This window comes from Roseivirga seohaensis (genome assembly GCF_001592945.1).
Lineage (GTDB): Bacteria > Bacteroidota > Bacteroidia > Cytophagales > Cyclobacteriaceae > Roseivirga > Roseivirga seohaensis.
Window position 1 is genome coordinate 1 of sequence record NZ_LRPB01000012.1, and the last position, 22,372, is coordinate 22,372.

Genomic DNA, 22,372 nt, shown 5'->3' on the forward strand with positions numbered 1-22,372 from the left:
TTAATCTCTTGGGGTTTTTTTATGACCTTAGTCTTTAGGAAAGATGGTAAAGGACAGTTTTGAAAGCGCTTTTATATGAATTTTGTTTCAGGGAAGTGAGAAATATTGTATTATAGTAAAGAATTTCTATTTGTATTAAGCAGTAGCAATTTCGACCTTGAACTGAACGCCTCAACTCGATGATCCAGATACGTATATGTCACTATACGACAAAAATATTTTTTACATTATTATTTTGTTTCATATTTTTCCTCGTTACAAGTTCTCCATTACATTCTCAATCTGAGAAAATTTCTGACTTAATAGAACTGTCTAAACGAAATTCACGGTATCCAGATAGTTTAGCACTTTATGGAAGGGAACTCATTTCATATAATGATTCTCTTGCATTGACAGAAGGTCATTTCGCCATTGGTTATGCTTTTTACCAAAGAGGAATAATGGAAGCTGCTGGTTTACATTATGATAGTGCGTTAAACTTCATTGATTCTTCAAAAGATTACTTAACCTATAGTAGAATTAAAAGAAATAGGGGGATAGTTTACCAGAGGCAGGGTGAGTTCACAAGGGCAAAAGAAGTTTTTGAGACATTATTTCAGGAGGCTCAAGATCAAAAGAATGAGTTGGGTCAGGCTTTGATGTACAATCAATTAGGGATTATTGCACAGTCACAAGGTAATTATAATGAAGCTGCGGACGACTTCAATAAGGCTATTGAGATATATTCAAAGAAGGATTCTGCCAATATAGCCAATACATTAATGAATTTAGGCACCCTATATGGGAGAATGAACTTGATTGGCCAATCTAACCAGAAATTACTGATTGCTGCTGAGATTGCTGGAAACTTCAAACAGTGGGTAATACAGGCTAGATGTTATAATAATATTTCTGTCAATTATAGAAAAGTATCTAACCTAGATTCTAGTAATTATTATCTTAGTTTAAATGAGCAACTGTACAAAAAGTTGAATAATAGATTAGCCTTAATTGAGGTCTATCAAAACAAAACCAGTAATTTTTTAATTGCTAAAAACGCAGATAGTGCTTATTATTTTTTAGAGAATGCACTTTCGTTAATTACACCAAATCAGGATTTATATAGGGAGTCGCAACTAGATTTTTTAAGAGCTAGGGTTGAGTTGGAGTTTGGAGATGCGAATTTAGCCATACAATATGTGAACGATGCTATTACTAAGGCATTAGCTCAGAATAGGGTTGATGATCTCAATGATCATTATGTTTTACTATCTGAGGCATATGAAAAGGAAGGTGATACAAAGGCGGCCTTGGCTATTATGAAGAAGTGGAAAATTTTGGATGATAGTCTTGAGATATATAAAAGCATTAAAACTATTCATGAGATAACTTCTGCTTATGATTTGGCAAGATCAGAAGAGGTAATTAAACAGAGCCAAGAACAGGCTACTTTTTTTCAGAAATTAAGTACTCGTTTGGCTATTGGCGCTATTTTATTTGCTGCTTTAAGTGCCTTACTCTATTTTAAATTTAGGAAAAAGAGTAATGAAGCAGAGCTCATAGAGAGTGAGGTAAATGAATTGAAGTCGAAAATATCAGAATTACAACAGAAAGTTAAAAAGTCAACCGAGAACTTTATTACCCTTAAAAGCAAAGCAGTAATACCTCTAAACAAGTTGATGTTCGTTCAATCCGATGGCCCTTATCTAGAATTTTTTCTAGAAAATAAAGAGAGACCCGAGATTGATAGAGGAACCTTAAGGGATTTGAAAACCGATTTGCCAATCAATACCTTTATTCAGGTTCACAGATCATATATAATCAATATACATTTTATACGTGAAGTGTATGCCAATAGAGTGGTGTTACAAAACGGCCATGAATTGAATATTTCTAGGAGTTTTAAGACGAATATGGATGAGATTTTTCAAGCAAAAGCTTCTTAGCTAACATTTGTGCTAAACCCAAACTCAAAAAAGGAGTGTCAATCATTTTAGGTTTTTGGTGATTCATGACAAAATCTTTCAATTTTACTTTTTTTGGGTATTGAAAGCATTTCCATTCGTGCTGAGACTACTGTCATTCGTGACATTTTTTTTGAATAACCCATATTCCTTTCGACCTTTTCCTAACAACAACTAGTACCCGAATTCGGGTGTGATTTCAGACGCTTATGACTATTGTAAGATTTCGAGAAACTCGAAAATCTATTATTGAAATACTTTCTAATCGAGAAATGGAGGTTCTACTCAGGCTTGCAAAAGGAGAAAGTAGAAAAGGCATTTCGGAACAGCTTGGTATTTCAGTTCTTACTTATGATGAACATCGAAAAAATATAAAACAGAAGCTACGGTTGAGAACGCAAGCCGATTGGGCTTCTGCTATTGTGCTTTTTAGAAATTCCGGTTCAATAACTGTAAAAAAGAAAATTGATAAATAAACATCAAACACATAATAACCCACTCATGAAAAAACATTTACTACTCTTAACATTGTTTAGCGCCTTTATGCTTTTTAACGGCCTCAACAGTTATGCAAGTCCCTTTCAGGAGACAACGGTACCAGCAAATGCTGGTATGAAAATGAACTTTCAAGGAACACTTTATGAAAATGGTGAACCTGTGAATGGCGATAGAAGTATGACTTTCAGTATTGATATTGAAGGTACAGCATGGACTGAAACCCAAACGGTTCAAGTAATTGAAGGTTTGTATTCGGTTACTTTGGGAGCTGAGAACCCACTTCCTGAGAGTCTATTTTATGATGTAGCTGAGAGGAGTCTTACAGTAAGTGTAGGAAGCAACACTCTTGGTACTGTTCAACTTTTGGCTCCTTTTTCACCTAAAGAAATTGGCCCAGCTAATGATTTGCCTAGGAGGATTGAAATTGACAATGAAAAAGCCAATTCAGATACCATTTTTCACTTTGTAATGAGTTCTGATAATCTGAATAATGGAGCTCAAAGAGGTCTTCAGATTGACATGACCGGTATAGGCTTCAAAATGGCGGTTAGAGGAAATATTGCTTCTCAAGCTGAAGACGCTACTACTAAAATTGGTTTAATAGGTAGTACGATAGGTCAAGGTACTGGAAATCATTATGGTGTTTTTGGCCAAGCATTTGGAGCCGGTAAAACTAATGCTGCTATTTACGGTTTAGCAGGTGGTCCTGGAAACGGGGATGAAGGTTACGAAAACGGTTCTTACAACAATGGTGTGCTTGCGTATGCTCAGTCTAACCCTTGGGGGAACGTTGGAGTTACTGGTTTTGCAACGGGTACTGTTGGAGTTGATAATATAGGTGTGTCAGGTATTTCTTGGGTTGGTCAAGCTGGAAATACAGAAATTGAGAACAAAGGTGTTTTAGGTAGGGCTGAAGGGCCAGGAATAAACAAAGCTGTTTGGGCAAGGGCCATGAATGGTGTAGAAAACTGGGCTGGTTGGTTCGAAGGCGACATAGCGATAAGAGGTGGCAAAAATTTGAAAATTTTTGGGCCAGAAGAAAATCTAAAGGCAGATTTAAATTATTACGAACCAAATAATGCAGGTTCTTTGGTTTTGTACGGGCATAATAACACTAGACGAGTAATTCTTGGTAGTAATTCTGGTGGTCAGGCTGGATTTTTAGGACTATATGATTCGTTAGATGTTAGTCGTGCGGTATTAAGGGCTTACCCATCTGGAAATGGATTTTTTAGTTTGGCAGGTAAGAACTCAACAAATATTGAGGCTGGGGCTAAATTTTGGGAAGAAAATTCAGGTTTAGATTTAGGCTACTTCAAAATTCAAGGCTCAACCCAAGTAGACGATGGAAATGGAGGAACTTATTTTCCGGATTTAGTTTGGATGGACGCTCAGAGATGGGAAGATGGTACCGAACTGGGTTCAATAGAATTTAGATCTACTGATGGTGCGCATTTTGGAATGAATGCTTACGGTTTAACAGGGAATAGACCTATTGAAATACATGATAATGAAGGTGCTGTTAAGTCTGCGCTTAGGTTTGATGAGGGTTATAACTCAGGTATTCTAGAGCTATTTGGTGCCACAAGTGAGCCAGATATAAAAATGGGATCTTTCGGTAGTAGCCCAGGAGGCCGTTTGCAAATGTACAGAAGAAGCGATGATAATAGTTTTGTAAGAAGCGCTATTGCTGCGGCTGCATATGGTGAAGGGATGTCTTATTTAAACTTATATGCTGAAAACTTTACGGCAGATAATAATGCAAGATTAGTCGATTTATACACTTACAATAGAGATATTAATAACAACCCATACTCTGATAATTATAAGCGATCAGGCATTGATTTTTATGATAACCAAGGAACGAGGCTGGTTGCTGTTGGTTCAGATAGAGAAGAAGGAGGAGCAGACCCAACGGGTAGGTCTGGCTTTATTTACTTATCTGGAACAAACTCTCCGAACGTAGAAATGTCAGGAAAAAGAGGTGAAAATAATGATTTGGGAGCCATTAGAGTTTATGGGAATACCTCAGATGGAGGCGCTTGGTATCATGCGAATGCTTCTATGGAAGTAAATACTGATGGAACCAACCAATGGGGAAGATTAAGCTTAAATAAGACAGAAATTGCGAACAGTACATCTAGCGAAAATATTGTTCTAGATGCCAATTCAGGAGATATTGTAATATCAGGCTCTTTATCTCAATCATCAGATGTACGTCTTAAAAAGAATATTTCAACTTTAACTTCTGGCCTAGCCACAGTAAATAGATTGAGAGGAGTACGCTATAACTGGAAAGATTTATCTCAACCAGAAAACAAAATAGGCTTCATTGCACAAGAGGTAGAAAACATACTTCCAGAACTGGTAAACACAAAATCAGATGGATTTAAAACAGTGAATTATGCTGAAATGACAGCCGTTTTAGTAGAAGCAGTGAAAGAACTTAGTCAGCAAATTGAAGACTTAAAAAAGGAAAACACTTCTTTAAAAGCTGAGCTAACAGGCGTAAAAGAGATGGAAGATCGATTGGCCAGAATTGAGGCTTTATTGGGCGCACAAAACACAACTCAAAAAACTGATCAGAAATAATCATGGTGGATTTAAAAGGAATATTTAATGTGTTCCTGAAATCCATATGCTGCCTATCTCTATTGCTTTTGACACATCAAGTAGAAAGTCAAGAAGTTAATAAAGATGATTTGCGAAACCGTAGGGTGACCAACGCAAGGGGTGGAGAATGGATTTCAGGAGGAATATACACCGGTTATACTTCGGTGGGTCAATATGGTTCTTCTAGTGTGTTAACAGTTACCGATGGACAAACAGAGCTCAAGGGTTCTTTTGGTTTCGTTATACCGTTATTTAATCTTGAAGAAAACAATGCGCCTATTGCCATTGTACCCAGTTCAGAGGTGTTTTATAATTTGGGTAGTAGTATTGAACTGAACGGATTCGATCCTGATGATGACGAAATTACTTTTGAAATAACGGGTAATCCAATGTTGGGGGATTTGACAGCTGTTGAAGGTTCTGATTATGAATTTCAATTCTCGCCTTCATCAAGTTTGGCCGCTGGGTCAGGTTATAAGGATACCATCAGGTTTAAAGTGAATGAAGTTGAGGGTGAGCTTTCTTCAGAGGTTGCCACTTTCCCTTTTACATTCAATGTTGAAGATAAACCTCATGCAATTACAGATTTTCAGGTAATTACGGCTTTAGCCGATAGCAAAACACTAGGGCTTAGTTTTGAAGATGATCGATTCAACTCAAGCTACGATGTTAAGATTAGCTATATTGATTTGTCGCAACCAGGAGCTGTTACACTGGTAACTTTGGTTGATCAAACGTATAAATTAGCAGACCTAACAGCGTCAGGAAACAAGCTAACGGTAAATGTTAATGCTGCTAAAGCGCAGTTCCCATATCTTTTTTCAGCATCACAAGTATTTATTACGGCTGAAGTGAGTGTGAACAATGGCTATGAGGATGACGAGGCCTTTGTTCTTAGTAATTCGGCCGATGGTAGTTCGAGTGGAGCCATAGCAAATTCGGAAAATACATCAGGTTTGTTTGATATTTCTTCGGCAACCGCTGCCACGGGTGTAGATACACAAACCTCTGCTGATGGACAGTTTTTCACTTTTGCTACCAGAAAATCGACTCCTGAGAACCAATCTGTGGAATTGAATTTGTATGCAGTAGAATTAGGTGCTTTTGATTTAACGAAGGCTTCAATTGAAATTCCAACACTTCCTAAAACAGGGAGCAATGAAAGCCCTGTGAAAGTAAAAAGCACGGCTAATTTGGTTCAATGGTCTGTAAAGTATAAGCCTAAAGGAGAAAAAGGCTATTTAGATTCTTTACAGTTCGCGGTGAATAATACGGGAAGAGGTTTTACTTCGAAATCATATGCTGTGGTGCAGGTAGTGGATGTTAACGATCCGCCAACGATGAGTGATATTCCAAACCAACAATTGGATGAGGATGGAAGTCTTACACTTACCTTGGCTTTTGCCGATGTAGATAGTGACTTGACCGTAACGGCCAAATCATCAGATAACACTAAGGTGGGCACTACAGTTAATGGAAACCAGTTAACAATAACTCCAGCAGCAAACTTCAATGGCAATGCGAATATTTCGGTTCAGGTGTCCGAGACGGGTACAACCGAAGCGTATTCTGTTATAAAAAGCTTCACTGTAAATGTTCTACCAGTGAATGATGCACCTATCATTGCTGATATTAATGATGTTACTATTGATGAAGACAACTCGGGAACAATTAACATTTTAACCACAGATGTAGATTCTAAGATTTCCGTTTTCAACTATACTGTAACACCTGACAAATTAGGTGTGGTTGACGTTTCATTTTCGGGAAATACAATGAAGGTGACACCTAAACCTAATTATAATGGTACGGTGAGTTTTAGTGTAAAGGCCGATGATCGACTAGGCACAGACCAATCTATTTCTCAGCCTAAAACCTTTAACTTAGTAATTAACCCAGTAAACGATGTGCCAATTGTTGAACAGGTTATTCCTACTCAGAAGGTATTGAAAAGCTTTCCTACTTATACCTTAGAGTTAGGGCGCTTTTTTCAGGATGTTGAGACAACGGACGCTAACCTTACATACAGCTTGAGTAATAGCTCATTATTTACCTTAACCGAGGCTAATGGTGTGTTAAGCATAAGTCCTAATAATGTGGCTGCCGGAAATGAGTCGGTTACAATTACGGCAAGTGATGGCACTGCGAGTGTAAGCCAAAGTGTATCTTTCGTATTAGAAGAACTGGCAGCCGATATTCAAGTGGCGAATCCTATTTCTAACCGAAATGAAAATGAAGACTTCGGTCAGGTGAGTTTTGATATTAGTAATGTGTTTACCGATGTGAATGATGCGAATGCAGTTTTCACCTATGAAGTTACAGGTAATTCCTCCATTGGTGCCAGTATTTCAGCAGACGGTAAATCCATAGTTCTTACTTCGCCTCAGAACTATTCAGGAACAGAAAAAGTATTTTTGGTTGGGAAGACTGGGGCAAAGTCTGGATTCGTATCTTTTGACATCACCGTCAGCCCAGTAAACGATGCTCCAACTTTAGGAACTGTCTCAAATCAGACGGTTCAAGAAGATTTTGCATTGAACGGACTGTTTGTATCATATGAAGATATAGATAACAGCTTAAGCGAAATGAGCTTTACGGCTTCATCTTCTAACCAGAATTTGATTAAAGACGGGGCAATTACGTTGACCCCGAGCGAAACAGGAGTGTTGGTTTCTTTAAATCCAGAAGTCAATAAAAATGGAGTTGCAGCCATCACGTTAAACGCCTCTGATGGAAATTTAAGTGCAAGCCGTACTTTTGATGTAACGGTTCAATCTGTCAACGACATCCCAACCGTAGTTTCAACAACTATGGCTGATGCAACCGAGGATGTAGCCTATACGGTAGACCTATCAACACTCTTCAACGATGTAGATAACGATAAGCTTACATTCACTTTTGAAAACAAACCTACATGGTTAACCTTTAGCGGAAACCAATTGGCAGGAACACCTTCTAATGAGAATGTAGGGACAGCGACCTTCTTTGTAACAGCCGATGACGGAAGTGGCGGAAAGGTGCGTCAACCCTATAGTTTGAATACTATTAATGTAAACGATGCACCAACATTGGTTACTGCGTTGCCAACTATTAATGCTACCGAAGATGTATTGTTGAGTGTAGCGTTGAATGAAGCTTCTTTCCTCGATGTGGATGGAGATAACCTTACTTATTCAGCTACTTTTAGTGGAAATAGTTGGTTAAGCTTTGATGCGGCTACAAAACGCTTTACGGGAACGCCAAGTAATGATAATGTTGGAGATGTTACCGTTACTGTAACGGCTACCGATGGTTCGAATGAAAGTGTTAGTGCTACATTCCAGTTGAAAGTTATCAATGTAAATGATGCACCAACGGACATCACTATACCAACTTTAACTATTGCAGAGAACGCAAGTTTAGGCGCTGTTTTAAGTGCGCTTTCAACAGCCGATGTGGATGCTGGTGATGTACATACTTACACTTTGGTTTCTGGAGAAGGCTCAGACGATAACAGTGTGTTCAGCATAAACAACAGTAATTTGCTAACAGCTTCTGCTATCGACTTTGAAAGTAAATCATCATTAAAAATCAGGTTGAAATCTGCCGATGGAAGCGGAGCAAGCATCGAGAAGGCCTTTGTTGTTACGGTAACAAACGTAAATGAGAGCCCAGAAGCAATAGTTTTAAGTGCTAGCAGCATCGAGGAGAACAAAGCTTCTGGAACAGTGATTGGCGCATTAACCACAACTGACCCAGATAACGGTGATAGTCACACCTATTCGTTCGTGGCTGGAGCCGGAGATACAGATAATGCTTTGTTCGAAATTTCTGAAGGCAATTTGGTTAACAAGTCCGCCTTTAATTATGAGGCAAAAACGGCTTATTCGGTACGTATTAAAACCACAGATGCTGATGGATTGAATTTTATACAAAATTTCACAGTGAGTGTTCAAGATGTGAATGAAGCCCCAAGTGCTGTGGCTTTGAGTAACCTGTCTGTTTTGGAAAATGAAGATGCAGGAACTTTAGTAGGTAATTTAAGCACTACCGACCAAGATGCGGCTGATAGCCATACCTATGCTTTTGTGAGTGGTGAAGGAGATGGTGATAACAGTGACTTTATTATTAATGGAAATCAATTGGTAACAGCTCAGACTTTCGATAGAGAAGCCAAGGGTGCGTATACCGTGCGGGTGTCAACTACTGATGGAGGCGGGTTGAGTATTGAAAAAAGTTTTACCATTGAAATTTCGAATGTGGCAGAACCTAATTTGAAAGTAGAAGGCGATCTGAGCTTTAACCAAACGGATATTGGTATGAGTAGTGAGTTGACTTTCACCATTACCAATAATGGAGATGGAGACGGTTTGGAGGTCACTAATATTCAAGTGCCGGAAGGCTTTAGTGTAGATAAGAGTACCGTTAGTCTTTCAGCAGGAGCTTCTGAAGAAGTGAAGGTTACATTCAGTCCTACTGAAGGTAAAACCTATAATGGTCAAATCTCTATAAGCTCTAATGCTGGAACTGAAAGTTTGAATGTTTTAGGTGAAGGGGCAGTAGTAACAGATATTGATGATGATTTAATAGATCAGGATGAAGTTCAACTCTATCCGAATCCTTCTAGAGATATTGTTACAATTGACTTAAGTCTTGCTCCTGTAGTAACTCCAGATGTTGCCATTGTAGACATAAACGGAAATACGGTTTGGTCACTGAGTAAGGTGAAGGAACGAAAGGTTCAAGTGACTGTGAGTCAGTATCCGGCAGGCACCTATTTGGTGAGAATATCTTCAGAAAAGGGTTCCGTAATTAAAAAGCTAATGATAATTAAATAGTCATGTATACTTTCAAAAATAAAATATCGAGACACTTTGAATTACTATTGTTAGCTATTGTAATTCTGTTAATTACCGCCTCCTGTGGGGGAGGCGGTGGTGGTGATGATAACCCAGGCCCTTCCGAACAAGAGTTGGCCTTTGACAAGCTTAAGGGAGATTGGGGAATTACCAATAATGGTAAAATTGAACTGGATGGAGGCAATGTAGCCGCTAATTATGTTGGTTTTACACTTTCCTTTACAAATGGCGCATTCACAACTACTAATGCTGGCGATCTTTTTCCAGCAACTGGAACATGGGAGTGGGTTGGAGAAGGAACCAATCAAATTCGTACAGGAAGAGGGAAGCTTGTTACAATTACATCCCTTACCACAACAAATTTTGAATTCTCTTTTACAAAAACGGCAAGTAATTCTGTAGCCGGAGTAAGTGGAAATTATGTAATTAAGGTAACCAAATAAACTTCTATTATTATGATGGAGAGGCCAATGGTCTCTCCATTTTTAATTGAAAAAAGTAAAAATACCCTAAACTGGGTATTGATACTGGAAGCCAAAAAACTCAATTTTGAATTACTAGTTGGGATTAACACTTCATATAGTAGTCTGATTTTAGTTGAGTCTCTTAGGGTATTGCGTACGGCAGTACCCTTTCTTTTTGCCCTATCATTAATAGGCATAAAAAAAGGCATCACCGATGATGCCTTTTTCATTTTGATGAGCTTTTTATTATTTACATGTCTTCATCATCCTTACCAAAGTCTCCGCGAACAGCCTCGCTTACATTGATAACGTGATCCCCAATCTTTTCGGCAGCAAAGAATAAATCTCGGTAGATGATTCCACTTTGAACATCATATTCTTTTTTCTCAGTGCTCTTTAAATGCTGCTTTCTCATTTTCGTTTTAAGGGCATTAATGGCCATTTCTGTTTCAATAGCTCCAGAAATATCTACTTTACCATAAACACCATTTAAATTGGTAATCATTTGTTCAATAGAAAGGTCAACCAATCCGAATATTTCCTTAATATTTTTGTTTTGCTTTTCTGAGAAAACAGACTTTTGTTTATTCCCTCGCTCAATATCCTTCGACATCCTAAGAATAATATCGGCAATTCTTTCTAAGTCATGAGCAATGCTCAGTATGGACCTCACTTTAACGGAGGATTCAATACTCAATTGTTGTTCAGAAACCCTTACTAGATAGTCGGCAATTCTTTCTTCAATTTCATCTGTACGAACTTCCAGTTTAGATATTTTGGCTTTTAGTTTATCTCTTGTGTCCTGTTTTTGCTCATTTAGAAGTTCTTTGAGGTTAGTAAACATGAGCTTAGTAATTTCAGCAAACTTAATGCTCTCCTTTTGTGCGCTTAAAATAGATACCTCTGCAGTTAATGGTGCATCATAATTGATGTTTGTAAGAGAGAACTCTTCGTCTTCATCTCCTTTAGATTTCACCAATCTTGTAGCCAGCTTCACAATTGAAGGCACAAACCAAATCAAGAGCATTACATTCATAAAGTTGAATGTAGTGTGGAATAATGCCAAGGTAAATTTGTTTGGATCGCCAGTTTCTGGTGCAGGCCAAATGTAGTGTAGAAGATCTAGCACATACGGTAGCATAATCACCATCCATGTTACCCCAATAATATTAAAGAGAGAGTGGATTTTAGCCGACCTTTTTGCGTGAACGTTTCCAACTAAAGCGGCTAATTCTGCAGTAATCGTTGTTCCAATGTTTTCTCCCAAAATCATTGCTGTTCCAATTTCAATTGGCAAACCCTGTGCACAAAGCACAATAGTAACCGCCATAGCAGCACTAGACGATTGAACAACGATAGTAAGTATAGTACCAACACCCACAAACAATAACCTTGTTAATATGCCTGGGTCATTAAACTGAGTAAGGAAGGAGAGTAGTTCTGGGCTTTTTTGTATTTCTGGAACGGCCTCTTTTAGAGCTTCTAAACCCAAGAAAAGAAGGGCAAATCCGATCATAAACTCTGACCAGTTTTTAAGGTTTGGCTTTTTAGAGAACATTAGAGGCATTGCAACTGCAATTAGAGGCAGCGCATAAGCCGAAATTTTCATTTTAAAGCCAATCAAAGAAACTAGCCAGCCTGTAATGGTGGTTCCAATGTTCGCTCCCATCATTACACCAGCTGATTCCACCAATGAAATTAAACCCGCATTAACAAAGCTTACCGTCATTACTGTGGTGGCAGATGATGACTGAACTATAGCAGTGATTAAAAAGCCCGTAAGTACTCCCGTATATCTATTGGAAGTCATGGTGCCTAAAATGCTTCTGAGGTTATCTCCTGCAGCTTTTTGAATGCCTTCGCTCATGACTTTCATGCCGTAAATGAAGAAGCCAAGAGCGCCTAAAAGTTCTATTACATTCCAGATGCCGTAATCCATTGTGTTATTTTACTGTGATGACGATATTATGAAAATTCGTTTTTCAGCCGTAAAAGTAGAAATACTTTTTTTAAGGCTAATGTTAAATAATCATTACCAAGCTGCGTAATCTTGTCAAGCATACTTAACAATAGGTTCATGTTGCCTAAAAGTCTTTGAGTCAATTAATAATTACCTTTGCGACTTTCTAATGACTTTAAAGAAACGGGAATTTTAAACAATATGAAAGAAGTTACCTTTGAAGAGAGCGTATTCTCTAGCATAGTTGCGAAGGTGACCCTTATTATATTGGCCGTTCTATTTTTTCTAGTATCCATTGATCTAGTGATTACCGCTCTTTCGGGCTCTCTCAATTTTATAAATGAGAACTTACTCTCAAATGCTCTGAATCCTTTTGTAGGGTTGTTCTTAGGGTTATTGGTTACCGCCATCATTCAGAGTAGCTCTACTACCAGCACTATGGTTGTAGCGCTTGTAGCTTCTGGTACTCTTTCACTCGAAGAAGCCGTTCCTATTATAATGGGAGCAAATGTGGGTACAACACTTACCAGTACAATTGTAGCTTTAGGCTTTATTTCCAATAAAAGAGCATTTAGGAGAGCTGTAGCAGTAGGTACTATTCATGATTTTTATAACATCATTTTAGTGTTGATTTTATTTCCACTCGAGCACTACTATGGGTTTCTTTCGGGCGTTTCTTTTTACTTTAGTGAACTTTTATATGGTAGCGGTATTTCAGAGGCCTTACCACATACTGATAACGTTTTAGGAAGCGGCTTAACAAACCAGTTTGTACTTTGGGTAAATAATAGTGTTCTGATTTTAATCATCTCTTTTGGTTTTTTATTCGCCTCGATTAAGCTTCTAACCTGGATCATTAAAAAAACTATTATTGGGGAGTCGAAAAATAGGTTGCAATCTTTTGTTTTTGGTAAGCCTATACAATCCTTTAGTTGGGGTGTTTTACTTACAGCGGCAATTCAATCAAGTTCTGTAACTACCTCTATTTTAGTCCCCTTAGCTGCCGCAGATAAAATTAAGTTAAGAAATGCCTTTACTTTTATTATTGGAGCAAATGTTGGCACTACCTTAACAGCACTTATAGCAGCTGGCTTTAGGTCTGAAGCTGCAGCTACTATAGCCATAGCCCATTTACTGTTTAATTTAACAGGGGTAATTATTTTTATGTCATTACCTATACTCAGAAAATTGTTGGTTCATTTTGTTAAGGAATTTAGCTATGCTATCGCTAAATATAGAATTATAGGTTTGGCTTATATAATTGTTATGTTTTTCTTATTGCCCTTCTTGCTAATTTCATTGAACAGAAATATGGACAAGCCAGTTGATAAGGTACATGATACAAGTGTGGGTCAGCACTTTTAACTTAAAAAAATTTACTCATTAATGTAAAGTTAGCTTTACATTAATGAGATATTTGTAATTAAAAATAGATTAATGCTGAAATTAGACGATCCTATAACGGGTGCAATATGCAGAATTTTTTTTATGGCTGTGTTATTTTCCGCTCTGACTTTACCCCTAAATGGGCAAGATAAGAGTAGCAACAGTTTTGGTAAGGGACTTCAGGTTGTAGCCTCAGACTCATCGTTTTCGATGAAGTTTGGATTGAGATTTCAAAGCCTGTATCAAGGGTCTCTTAATGTAGTTTCAGAAAAATGGAGTGATCAATTTTTAATTAGAAGAGCTCGGATGAAATTTGATGGTTTTGCATACCATCCTAGCCTTACTTATAAAGTTGAATTAGGCCTTTCTAGTAGAGATATTAGTGGAGGTGATGTAGATGAACATAGTAATACTTCTCGTATAATTTATGATGCCGTTTTGAAATGGCAGTTTAAAGAAAATTGGAGTCTTTGGGCAGGTCAAACAAAATTACCTGGAAATAGAGAGCGTGTAATTTCGTCTCAAAAAATGCAATTTGTAGATCGTAGCCTTTTAAACGCTAGGTTTAATATAGACAGAGACATAGGAATTCAATTACACCATTCAGCTAACCTTGGTAAAAGGGCTGTGATCAAAAATATTTTGGCGATTTCAATTGGTGAAGGACGTAATCTTACCACTGATAATATTGGTGGGTACGATTACACTTACAGGCTAGAGTATCTGCCATTTGGAGAATTTTCTGGAAAAGGTGATTATTTTGGATCTGATTTGAAGCGAGAAACCGCCCCAAAACTAGCCATAGGTGCTACTTTTGATTACAATGACGGTGCTGCTAGGCAAAGAGGGCAGCTCGGAAGTTTTGTGCAAGGTTCAAACGGGTATCAACTTTCAACCGATCTTTCTACCTTATTTATTGATACTCACTTTAAATATAGAGGGTTTTCATTGATGGGGGAGTACGCCAATAAACGATCATCTAAGCAAGTGTTTGTTGTATTAGACGATTTCTCAACACTAAAGTATACTACAGGAAATGCTATTAATCTTCAAGCGGGTTATTTAATTGATAAGTCTGAATGGGCTGTTCGCTATACGCAGGTAAAGCCTGATGACTTGGAGTATTCAAGTTTGAAAGAAGAAACGCAGTATACCCTTGGGTACTCTAGGTATATTGTTGGTCATAGTTTAAAACTACAAAGTGACTTATCTTATACTAACAAGGCACTTGGAGATAACTTGGTGTCATTCAGGGTCCAATTTGAAATTTCGTTTTAACGAAGTAACCAACCTTACTAATTGTTAACCCCCTAATCATAAAGCGCCTAATATTAATATGAAGGTAATAGCGTTTACATTCAAACAAAGTTGCCTGAAAAGGGATTGTTTATTAAGAGCGTTACTGGAGCTATTTTAAGCCGAATTGCCTGATAGTTCCTTTCTTCTTCTTAAATTGAAAACTTAAATCAGGGAGTTTGAAACTATTCGATTTTCATAAATTAATTGAGGCCCTTACTGGCTTTATTGAAACCAAAGTTGAACTTTGGAAGCTCGAAGCTAAAGAAGAGATTGGTGCGCTTATCGCTAAAACACTAGTGGTAATTTTGCTGGCTTTGGGGGCTGTAATGGTCTTATTGTTTTTTACTTTGGGCTTGGCCTTTCTTTTGAATAATGTACTTGAAAGTAAAATATGGGGCTTTGTTATTGTAGGAAGTCTTTATGGCATTGTTACCACTGGCCTTTACCTCAAAAGAAGGGCTATTGTCGATATTATTATTAAAAGGCAGAATAACGAAATTGAAGGAGTAAGTGAAGAATAATGCTTATGAAATCTAGAAAAGAAGAGTTGGAACAATCTAACGCTAGCTACAAAGAGTTATTGGAAGATCAGTTTGAGTTGATAAAAAACAATTTTCAAGATACAGGAAAGAAAGCTTTGTGGATTGGCGGTTCACTTTTATTGGCTTATGGACTGACCAGATTAATTACATCTGGTACTTCTGAAGAAGGTGAGGAAACGGAAGAAGGTCAAATTATTGAAATTATACCAGAACCTTCATCAAGCAAAAAGATGAAAGTGAGAAAGTTAGTTCAAAATGAACATACTGAAGAATCAGCTGTTGTAAGTGCCCTAAAACACCAAGCTATTGTTTTTGTGTTAGGCTTGGCTGCTAAAAAACTTGGAAGCTTTCTAAACGAACTCGGAGAAAAAGAAGAAAATAGTGGTTCTTAATTTATTCAAACAAAGAGTACGAGAAGGTAAAAAATCCCTTGCCTTGCTTATCGACCCTGACGACATAAATAAAAGTGGTTTAGGCGCTGTTATTAATGCTGCCATTGAAAACAGAGTTGATTATTTTTTTGTAGGAGGTAGTTTAATTACAACCAATAATCTTTCATCTGTTATAGAATGTATAAAATCCCAAAGTAGTATTCCTTGTGTATTGTTTCCTGGCAATGCCATCCATATTCATTCAGATGCAGATGCTATTCTTTTTCTGTCTTTAATCTCTGGAAGAAATCCCGAATTGCTTATTGGGCAACACGTGGTAGCTGCGCCAGTTATAAAAAGGAGTAGGCTGGAAGTTATACCAACGGGCTATATGCTAATCCATTCCGGAAAACCTACGAGTGTTTCATACATGAGTAATACTCAGCCTATTCCAAACGACAAACCAAGTTTAGCGGTAAGTACAGCCATGGCGGGCGAAATGCTTGGTTTGCAGTGTATTTATTTAGATGCGGGAAGTGGGGCCATTGAGCCCGTGCCTCCAAAAATGATCAAGGCAGTTAAACGAAATATTGACTCAACTTTAATTGTAGGAGGAGGAATAAATACCACTAGAAAGGCAAAGGAAGCGCTCGAGGCTGGAGCTGATATTATTGTTATAGGAAATGCTGCACAAAAAAACCTCAGCGTTTTGGCTGAGGTTTCTGATGTAGTCGAATGTTTTAATCAAGAGTTAAACGTTAATTAAACTCTCTCTTCTTCTCATTTTTCCTGCAGGAATACCGAACATCATTTTAAATCTACGGCAGAAGTAGGCAGTATCTTTATAACCCACTTCGCGTCCGATATCGCGAATGCTCTTTTTAGTAGTACGAAGTAAATCAACCGCTGCTTCCATTCTTTGGTATTCTATGTAATCCTGAGGGTTGATTCCAGTAAGCATTTTGAAATACTGACCCACGTAATCTTCAGAAACACCAGCAACACCAGCCAATACTTTGTTGGAAAGATCTCCACCAAGGTTGTTTTTGATGTAAGCAAAAATATCGATAAGTCTTGGATCCTTAAAGTAAGTGCTGTTAGTTACCAATTGCTCAACAAAAAGACGTTTGTCAAGAATGTATCTAATGATTTCTACACAAAGATATTCTGTATTTACCTTAATAATTCTGTTTTTACCAGGCTTGGTAGAGTTGGTCTCTTCAATAATTACACGGATTAATTGTGCAATTGTATCGTTACCTCGAATGGCAAAAGGTGTGATGTTTAGCGAAGCAAAGAAGTTTACAGAATCAAAAACTTTAGCTTCAAACATTACTTGACTAAATCCATCAACATCATAATCATTAATGTCAGAATCAGTAGCGTTTTGAAGGTACTTCTTTTTATTAGCAATAAAATCTTCGCTAGAAACAACTGGTGCAGTTAAGGAGCTATATGAAATTGCAGTCGACTTTCCACCAGGGATGAAAAGCATATCTCCTTCAGAAACTTTTTCTTGGTCGGGGCCAAAAAATATATCTCCATTATTTACTATGAAAATCGTGTTCTCTACATCGTAGTGATTTTCGATAGTTACGGGCTTCGCTATTTTCATGTTTCGGCTCTTAATATAGCGTACTCCTAGCGACTCAATGATTTTGTTGTAGTCTTCCATTTACGTTCTTGTTAAAATTAATTATACACTTACACACTGTAAAAGTAAAACAGAATTAACGAGAAACAAAAAAAAATGACCATTGGCAATATTTATTATTCCAATGGTCATTTTAATAGGATAATTCTAACTATTTGAGTAGCTCTCTAGAGATTACAATCTTCTGAATCTCTGATGTGCCCTCATATATCTGAGTGATCTTTGCATCCCTCATCAATCTTTCTACATGATATTCTTTAACATATCCATAGCCGCCATGAATTTGTACTGCCTCAACAGTAGTGTCCATTGCAACTTTAGACGCAAATAATTTTGCCATTGCACCTGCTTTACCGAAGTCCTTCTTCTGGTCTTTTAAGTAGGCAGCTTTAAGGCATAATAATCTCGCTGCGTCAATTTCAGTGGCCATATCGGCTAATTTAAACTGAATGGCTTGGTGTTGGCTGATTGGTTTGCCAAATGCTTTTCTTTCTTTTGAATAAGCCAGGGCCAATTCGTAAGCTCCTGAAGCAATTCCTAAGGCCTGAGATGCGATTCCGATTCTACCACCATTTAATGTTGACATGGCGAATTTGAATCCAAAACCATCTTCTCCTATGCGGTTTTCTTTTGGAACTTTAACATCGGTGAACATTAAAGAATGAGTGTCTGAACCTCTAATTCCAAGTTTGTTTTCCTTTTTCCCAACAACAAATCCGTCCATTCCTCTTTCTACAATGAGGCAATTAATGCCCTTGTGACCTTTTTCACGGTCGGTTTGGGCAATTACCAAATAAATTGAAGCGGTATTCCCGTTTGTGATCCAGTTTTTGGTTCCGTTTAAAAGGTAGTAATCACCTTTGTCTTCTGCGGTTGTTCTTTGCGAAGTTGCATCAGAACCTGCTTCTGGCTCAGAAAGGCAAAAAGCACCTATCTTTTCTCCAGTAGCTAAAGGCTTAAGGTATTTTTCTTTTTGTTCTTCAGTTCCGTATTTTTCAATTCCCCAGCATACAAGGCTGTTGTTAACCGACATACAAACAGAAGCTGATGCGTCAATTTTAGAAATCTCTTCCATGGCGAGTACATAAGAAATGGTGTCCATACCACCTCCGTTATACTTAGGGTCTACCATCATTCCTAAAAAGCCGAGTTCTCCCATTTTCTTTACCTGCTCTAATGGGAAAGTTTGGGTTTCGTCTCTTTCAATGACTCCTGGAAGAAGTTCTGTTTGTGCAAATTCTCTTGCGGCTTGTTGAACCGCTAATTGTTCTTCGGTTAATTGAAAATTCATGCTTTAATATTTACCTAACGTTTGTTAGCAAATGTAATAAATTCAGCTTAATGTTTAGTCGCGATTCATGAACATTAACACGTAATATAGCAACATGGCTAATGAACCTAATGCGGCAACTAAATATGTTCTTGCTGCTGCGTTTAATGCGTCTTCGGCCATGCCGTGTTCACCCGAGGTAACAATATTGCGTTCATCAATCCAAGCTAAGGCTCTTTTTGTAGCATCATATTCTACTGGTAGGGTAATGAAAGCAAATAGGGTGAAAATGAAGTAACAGCCAATTACTATTGGTAACCCTACCGTGAATAAGTCTAGGCCAGTCATCAAAAATGAACCGAAAAGCATAATCATAAAAATGGTATTGATGATTCTGCCACTTGCGTTTTGAATTGGCACCAAGGCAGACCTCATTTCTAAGGGGCCATAAGCCGTAGCGTGTTGTACAGCGTGGCCACATTCGTGGGCGGCAACTGCAGCAGCCATTACTGAGCGACCCTCGTATATTTCTGGGCTAAGGTTTACAGTTTTGTCTGCCGGATTATAATGGTCAGTTAACCTGCCTTGTACTGAAACTACTCTTACATCGTGAATGTGGTTGTCTCGAAGCATTAACTCAGCAATTTCTCGGCCCGTTAAGCCAATATTCAAGCCTACTTTCGAGTACTTTTTAAACTTCCTCTTTAAGTTGTTCTGAACCACCCAGCTGACTATTGCAATTACTATAATCAATATTAAAAACATGTTTTTTTATTTATTTAAGTTTTTGAATCAAATTTGTTGTGGAGTATCCGTCCACTAAATCGATGGTTTTTACTTCTCCACCGTTCGCCAATACGATATCTGCCCCAACAATGTTGCTTAAATCGTAGTCGCTTCCTTTTACTAAAATATCTGGAAGCAAATAGGTAATCAATTCCTTTGGTGTGTCTTCCGAAAATAGTGTCACACCATCAACAAAAGCCAATGCCGCAAGCATTCTCGCTCTGGCATTTTCATCGTTTATTGGTCTTTCTTCCCCCTTAAGTCTTTTTACAGAAGGATTATCATTGAGCCCCACTACTAGCTTGGAGCCTAAAGTTTTGGCTTTTTCCAAATAGTCGATATGGCCTAAGTGAAGAATGTCGAAACAGCCGTTGGTAAAAACCACTTTTTCTCCTTGGCTTTTCCATTTCAGCATGAGCGCTTTTAAGGCCTTTGGGCTATAAATTTTATTTTTCGTTGGTGTCAATTCGCTTTTTCTTTTTTCTAAAGTTAAGAATCAGAAGACTCAAAAATCCAAATAAGATAACTGAAACTACTTGTGATCCGTGTGATACCACTGCAAAAACATAACCATCGTTATAAGTTATGCCATAAACGACTAAAATGCTTGCTACTAAAGCTTGATAGGCCCCAATTCCGTTGTTTACTGGTGCGGCCATGCCAAGACTTCCCATTACTAGTACTGCAACGCCTGCTATTAATGACAGTTCGGCAGTAGGGGCATAGCCAAAGGAAATAACATAGAGCATAGCAAAATATAATACCCAAATCCCTAAGGTAGATACCCAAAAACCAAGTGGGTTTTCTACTTTTTTGATGGCTTTGATTCCTGAAACAAGCTCTTGGACTTTTTGATTTATCTTGTAGTAAATTGATTTTGGATTACGCTCTTCCTTAGATTTTCTCACGAAGAATAAAATGGCTAATAAACCCAATACTCCGGCTAGTGCTAAAAACGGCCAAATTGTGATTAAAAAAGGTAGCTTATCATCTATAAATTGGCTGAAATATGATTTGAGCAAATCAAACTGCATTGCGAGTAAAAACATAGCCAGCAGCATAAGCATAAATAAATCCAAAAGTCGATCTGTAATTACGGTGCCTAGTGAGAATGTTACTGGAATATCTTTCTCCTCTTTCATGATGGTACAGCGAGCGACTTCGCCTAACCTGGGAATGGCCATATTCCCTAAGTAACATGCCATTACAGCCAAAAATGCCGTCCATGTACTTGGGCGAGGGCCTTGGGTACCCAATAGCATAGCCCACCTGTAAGCTCTCAGGCCATGGCTTAAAAGGGATAGTATAACACTTACTGCAATCCATTCATATTTGAAGCTTTTTAGAGCTTCCCAGATTTGATTCCAGTCGGTAGTTTTTGTGCTATTATATAAGATATACCCTGTAATCCCAAGGGACAGAATAAGTTTGAGGATATCTTTAGAACTGACTTTCAAAATAGCGTTAAGCTAGCTTGTTGTTCTTATCAGGGAAAACGATTTTAGGCTTGAAGGTTTTGGCTTCTTCATAATCCATTATGCCATATGAAACTATAATGATGATATCACCCACTTGTACTCTTCGAGCTGCCGGGCCATTTAAGCAAACTGTGCCGCTGCCTTTTTCGCCTTTAATAACATAAGTTTCAAATCGTTCTCCGTTGTTTACGTTTACGATTTGTACTTTTTCATTTTCAATGATTCCAGAGGCCTCCATTAAGCTTTCATCCAGCGTGATACTGCCTACATAATGCAGTTCTGCCTGTGTTACTTTTGCCCTGTGAATTTTTGATTTAAAAACTTCTATCTGCATACCTTCTTAAAATGCGACCGCAAAGCTAATAATTTAATAGTAAGTTGTCTATTAACCTTACTTTTCCAATTTCAGCGGCTATACAAAGCGCTGTGGTCTTTGGGTCCGAAACCGTAGAAATTCCTGTGAAATTCTCGGTTTCAACTACTTCGAAATATTCAAGTGTCAAACGCTCGTTTTTCGCGAATAGTTCGTTGGCTTGATCAATTACATGATGAATTGATCTTCCTTCGAGGATTGCCTCAGCAGATAGCTTAAGTGTTTGGTAAATCAGCCCAGCTTCGAATTTTTCTTCTTGAGTAAGTCGTTCATTTCGAGAAGACATTGCCAAGCCGTTGTCTTCTCTTTTGGTCGGAATCATGTGTAGCTCAATTGGAAAACAAAGCTGATTTATTAGTTTTTTAATTATGAAAAACTGTTGCAAGTCTTTCTGGCCAAAGAAAGCGCTATGAGGTTGGAAAATATTGAAAAGCTTAGAGACAACTTGACCAACACCACTAAAATGACCAGGCCTAAATTTCCCCTCTAATGAATTTTCAAGGGTTCCAAAGCTGATTTTTAAATCATGGCTTCCAGCGTACATTTCTGTTACTTCAGGTGTGAAAACTATATCGCAGCCTGCTTTTTTCAGTAAGTCTAAATCGCGCTCAATATTTCTAGGGTACTTTTCTAAGTCTTCAGGGTTGTTGAATTGTGTGGGATTAACAAAAATTGAAACCGCCACCACATCAGATTTCTCTTTGGCTTTTTCCACCAGTGAAATATGGCCGTGATGTAAGGCTCCCATGGTTGGAACGAGTCCAATTTTCTTGTTTTCAAGTCGATATTTGAGTAGCTCAGCACGGAGTTCCTCTATTTTTTTGAAGGTGTTCATTTGATCGCGAAGGATAGTCTAATTAACGCTTATTAACAACGCTTTTTTAGATAAATCAAGGT

19 protein-coding genes are annotated in these 22,372 nt (G+C 37.9%); 10 read left to right on the forward strand and 9 right to left on the reverse strand.

Annotated elements, in window-relative coordinates; translation table 11 throughout:
• Positions 1 to 179 precede the first annotated feature (179 nt).
• The 5 genes from AWW67_RS05175 (at position 180) to AWW67_RS05195 (ending at position 10,335) form a co-directional block, all read left to right on the forward strand.
• Positions 180 to 1,925: a tetratricopeptide repeat protein gene (locus AWW67_RS05175; protein ID WP_082793979.1), complete on the forward strand. Its 1,746-nt coding sequence runs from the start codon at positions 180 to 182 to the stop codon at positions 1,923 to 1,925.
• Positions 1,926 to 2,152: 227 nt separating this feature from the next.
• Positions 2,153 to 2,419 carry a response regulator transcription factor gene (locus tag AWW67_RS05180; protein ID WP_062300570.1) on the forward strand — a complete coding sequence of 89 codons (267 nt, stop codon included), beginning with the start codon at positions 2,153 to 2,155 and terminating at the stop codon, positions 2,417 to 2,419.
• Positions 2,420 to 2,444: 25 nt separating this feature from the next.
• Positions 2,445 to 5,033, forward strand: a complete 2,589-nt coding sequence (locus AWW67_RS05185; RefSeq protein WP_141655381.1) for a tail fiber domain-containing protein — start codon at positions 2,445 to 2,447, stop codon at positions 5,031 to 5,033.
• 68 nt (positions 5,034 to 5,101) lie between these two features.
• On the forward strand, positions 5,102 to 9,871 hold the full coding sequence (locus AWW67_RS05190; RefSeq protein ID WP_176699995.1) for a tandem-95 repeat protein: 4,770 nt from the start codon (positions 5,102 to 5,104) through the stop codon (positions 9,869 to 9,871).
• A 2-nt stretch (positions 9,872 to 9,873) separates the two neighbouring features.
• Positions 9,874 to 10,335: a hypothetical protein gene (locus tag AWW67_RS05195; protein WP_053223504.1), complete on the forward strand. Its 462-nt coding sequence runs from the start codon at positions 9,874 to 9,876 to the stop codon at positions 10,333 to 10,335.
• Here AWW67_RS05195 and AWW67_RS05200 read toward each other — a convergent pair.
• The gene (locus AWW67_RS05200) at positions 10,311 to 10,586 is read right to left on the reverse strand and encodes a hypothetical protein (protein ID WP_141655382.1); all 276 of its coding nucleotides are present in this window, start codon (positions 10,584 to 10,586) and stop codon (positions 10,311 to 10,313) included. The two genes, AWW67_RS05195 and AWW67_RS05200, sit on opposite strands and share 25 nt — an antisense overlap.
• A 20-nt stretch (positions 10,587 to 10,606) precedes the next feature.
• Entirely contained in the window at positions 10,607 to 12,295 is a 1,689-nt protein-coding gene (locus tag AWW67_RS05205; RefSeq protein ID WP_053223505.1) for a Na/Pi cotransporter family protein, read from the reverse strand.
• A 222-nt stretch (positions 12,296 to 12,517) separates the two neighbouring features.
• Between AWW67_RS05205 and AWW67_RS05210 the strand changes: the two genes are divergently transcribed.
• From AWW67_RS05210 to AWW67_RS05230, 5 genes are all read left to right on the forward strand, one after another.
• Positions 12,518 to 13,681: a Na/Pi symporter gene (locus AWW67_RS05210; protein WP_071387062.1), complete on the forward strand. Its 1,164-nt coding sequence runs from the start codon at positions 12,518 to 12,520 to the stop codon at positions 13,679 to 13,681.
• Positions 13,682 to 13,804: 123 nt separating this feature from the next.
• Positions 13,805 to 14,980 carry a porin gene (locus AWW67_RS05215; RefSeq protein ID WP_062300719.1) on the forward strand — a complete coding sequence of 392 codons (1,176 nt, stop codon included), beginning with the start codon at positions 13,805 to 13,807 and terminating at the stop codon, positions 14,978 to 14,980.
• A 197-nt stretch (positions 14,981 to 15,177) separates the two neighbouring features.
• The gene (locus AWW67_RS05220; RefSeq protein WP_062300574.1) at positions 15,178 to 15,522 is read left to right on the forward strand and encodes a phage holin family protein; all 345 of its coding nucleotides are present in this window, start codon (positions 15,178 to 15,180) and stop codon (positions 15,520 to 15,522) included.
• Between the two features lie 5 nt (positions 15,523 to 15,527).
• Complete coding sequence (locus tag AWW67_RS05225; RefSeq protein ID WP_141655383.1) at positions 15,528 to 15,935, forward strand: hypothetical protein; 408 nt, start codon at positions 15,528 to 15,530, stop codon at positions 15,933 to 15,935.
• Positions 15,925 to 16,680 (forward strand): phosphoglycerol geranylgeranyltransferase, encoded by a 756-nt coding sequence (locus tag AWW67_RS05230; RefSeq protein WP_062300575.1) that lies wholly within the window; start codon positions 15,925 to 15,927, stop codon positions 16,678 to 16,680. The genes AWW67_RS05225 and AWW67_RS05230 overlap by 11 nt, the downstream gene beginning before the upstream one ends.
• On the opposite strand, the gene AWW67_RS05235 is transcribed toward AWW67_RS05230, so the two are convergent.
• The 7 genes from AWW67_RS05235 to panC all read right to left on the reverse strand — a co-directional run bounded on the left by AWW67_RS05235 (position 16,666) and on the right by panC (position 22,310).
• Positions 16,666 to 17,589, reverse strand: a complete 924-nt coding sequence (locus AWW67_RS05235; RefSeq protein ID WP_053223510.1) for an AraC family transcriptional regulator — start codon at positions 17,587 to 17,589, stop codon at positions 16,666 to 16,668. The two genes, AWW67_RS05230 and AWW67_RS05235, sit on opposite strands and share 15 nt — an antisense overlap.
• Positions 17,590 to 17,719: 130 nt before the next feature.
• A complete protein-coding gene (locus AWW67_RS05240) occupies positions 17,720 to 18,859 on the reverse strand; it encodes an acyl-CoA dehydrogenase (protein WP_062300576.1) in 1,140 nt (379 codons plus the stop codon).
• Positions 18,860 to 18,913: 54 nt separating this feature from the next.
• Positions 18,914 to 19,603 carry a zinc metallopeptidase gene (locus AWW67_RS05245; RefSeq protein WP_053223512.1) on the reverse strand — a complete coding sequence of 230 codons (690 nt, stop codon included), beginning with the start codon at positions 19,601 to 19,603 and terminating at the stop codon, positions 18,914 to 18,916.
• A 10-nt stretch (positions 19,604 to 19,613) separates the two neighbouring features.
• On the reverse strand, positions 19,614 to 20,039 hold the full coding sequence (gene rfaE2 / locus AWW67_RS05250; RefSeq protein ID WP_053223842.1) for a D-glycero-beta-D-manno-heptose 1-phosphate adenylyltransferase: 426 nt from the start codon (positions 20,037 to 20,039) through the stop codon (positions 19,614 to 19,616).
• A 31-nt stretch (positions 20,040 to 20,070) separates the two neighbouring features.
• The gene (locus tag AWW67_RS05255) at positions 20,071 to 21,081 is read right to left on the reverse strand and encodes a lysylphosphatidylglycerol synthase transmembrane domain-containing protein (protein ID WP_176699996.1); all 1,011 of its coding nucleotides are present in this window, start codon (positions 21,079 to 21,081) and stop codon (positions 20,071 to 20,073) included.
• A gap of 7 nt (positions 21,082 to 21,088) precedes the next feature.
• A complete protein-coding gene (panD, locus tag AWW67_RS05260) occupies positions 21,089 to 21,436 on the reverse strand; it encodes an aspartate 1-decarboxylase (RefSeq protein WP_053223514.1) in 348 nt (115 codons plus the stop codon).
• A 25-nt stretch (positions 21,437 to 21,461) separates the two neighbouring features.
• The gene (gene panC, locus AWW67_RS05265) at positions 21,462 to 22,310 is read right to left on the reverse strand and encodes a pantoate--beta-alanine ligase (RefSeq protein ID WP_062300578.1); all 849 of its coding nucleotides are present in this window, start codon (positions 22,308 to 22,310) and stop codon (positions 21,462 to 21,464) included.
• Positions 22,311 to 22,372: the final 62 nt, after the last annotated feature.